Annotated in this window: 1 pseudogene; it reads left to right on the top strand. The window is 68.6% G+C overall.

The window, feature by feature from the left end:
- Window positions 1-325: 325 nt before the first annotated feature.
- A pseudogene (locus tag DFR48_RS22130) lies at window positions 326-1,762 on the top strand (hypothetical protein); the annotation flags it as partial.

Here is a 1,762-nt window from a genome sequence, read left to right as displayed (position 1 = left end):
CATCGAAGGCCACATCGCCGACGGCACCGCATCGCTGATGCTCAACACCACCACCCAGGGCGATACTGCCAGCCACTGGCTGGAGGTCAGGTGGCAACAGACCTTCTGATCCGGGCCACGTTTCCCTCCCCTGCGCGTGCGTGGGGGAGGGTGAAGTGACCCATAGTCATCGGAAGGGCAATCAGCCAACAGTTCATCACGACGACGCGTAGCGGACAGGCGCCGGGCGAGACAGGATACGGTCGCGGCATGCGCCTGAACCGCCGGCCTCCGGATCGAGGCCGGCGTCAATTCTTTGGAAATTCTTGGACTGGAGACGAATGACGTGAGCCGCAAGACGAAACTCGCAATGAACAGCAGCACCTGCCTGCGCCCCCTTCTTGCCCGCCCCGAGGCGGCGGCCATGTGGCTGGCCCTGACGGCGGTGCTGGCACTGCCGCAGGCGGCACGGGCACAGGATACGGGCATCACCGACCTCGGAGACCTCGGCGGCCTCTGGTCAAGGGTCCATGGTGTATCCGCCGATGGCGCCGTGGTGGTTGGGGGTGTGCAGAACGCCTCCAACAAATATCACGCCTTCCGCTGGACCGCGGCGGGCGGCACGCAGGACCTAGGCGTGCTCGACGGCGGCGACTGGTCGGAAGCCAATGGTGTGTCCGCCGACGGCTCGGTGGTGGTCGGCAGAGCTCCCGTCAACCTCAGTGGAAGTGCCAGTCGTGCCTTCCGCTGGACCGAGGCGGACGGCATGGTGAGCCTCGGCACGCTCAAGGACGGCGACTATTCGACGGCTAACGGCGTATCCGCCGACGGCTCGGTGGTGGTCGGCGATGCGTTCGATGGGCTTTTGGGCGGTCTGGTTGCCTTCCGCTGGACCGAAGGTGGCGGCATGATGGGCCTCGGCACGCTCAACGACGGCGGCTGGTCGACGGCGCTAGGTGTGTCCGGCGACGGTGCGGTGGTGGTCGGCCGGGCGGTCGACGGTGCATTGGGTAAGAGTATCACTCGCGCCTTCCGCTGGACCGAGGGTGGCGGCATGGTGAGCCTCGGCACGATCAACGACGGCGGCGGCGATTCGATAGCGACTGGCGTATCCTTCGACGGCTCGGTGGTGGTCGGCTCGGCGACCGACGGTGCATCGGGCAATTTCATGCGCGCCTTCCGCTGGACCGAGGGCGGCGGCATGGTAAGCTTGGGAGTTCTCGACGGCGGCGATCGGTCCTGGGCTTACGGTGTATCCGCCGACGGCGCGGTGGTGGTCGGTAGCGCGCTCGATGGTCCGGCCGGTGATGAAACGTGGCCCTATCGAGCCTTTCGCTGGACCGAGGCCGGCGGGATGCAGAGCGTCGAGGACTGGCTCATCGGCTCCGGCATCGACGTCGCGGCCGACCTGCGGACATCCACCGCCAACGGCACCAACAGCGACGGCAGCGTCGTCGTCGGCGAACTGGCGAATGGTCATGCCTTCATCGCGCGCGTCCCGAAGAACGGCGGCGGTGGCGGCGGCGGCGGTGGCGGCGGCGGCGGTGGCGGCGGTGGCGGCGGTGGCGGTGGCGGCGGTGGCGGCGGTGGCGGCGGCGGCGGTGGCGGCGGCGGCGGCGGACTTGTGACGCTCGAAGACCTGCAGGCGAGCCTCGCAGCCACCGCCAGCGGCGGCGCGATGATCCTGAGGTCCAGCGATCTGCTGATCACCGGCGCCCACAGCCGTCCCCTGTCGCGGCGCGTCGAAGGCGGCAAGAACACCTTCTGGATGACCGGCGACTGG

Origin of the sequence: Ciceribacter lividus, assembly GCF_003337715.1 — a bacterium.
GTDB lineage: Bacteria > Pseudomonadota > Alphaproteobacteria > Rhizobiales > Rhizobiaceae > Allorhizobium > Allorhizobium lividum.
The sequence above is the reverse complement of the archived record's forward strand: the minus strand, read 5'-3'. Positions and strand labels throughout refer to the sequence as shown.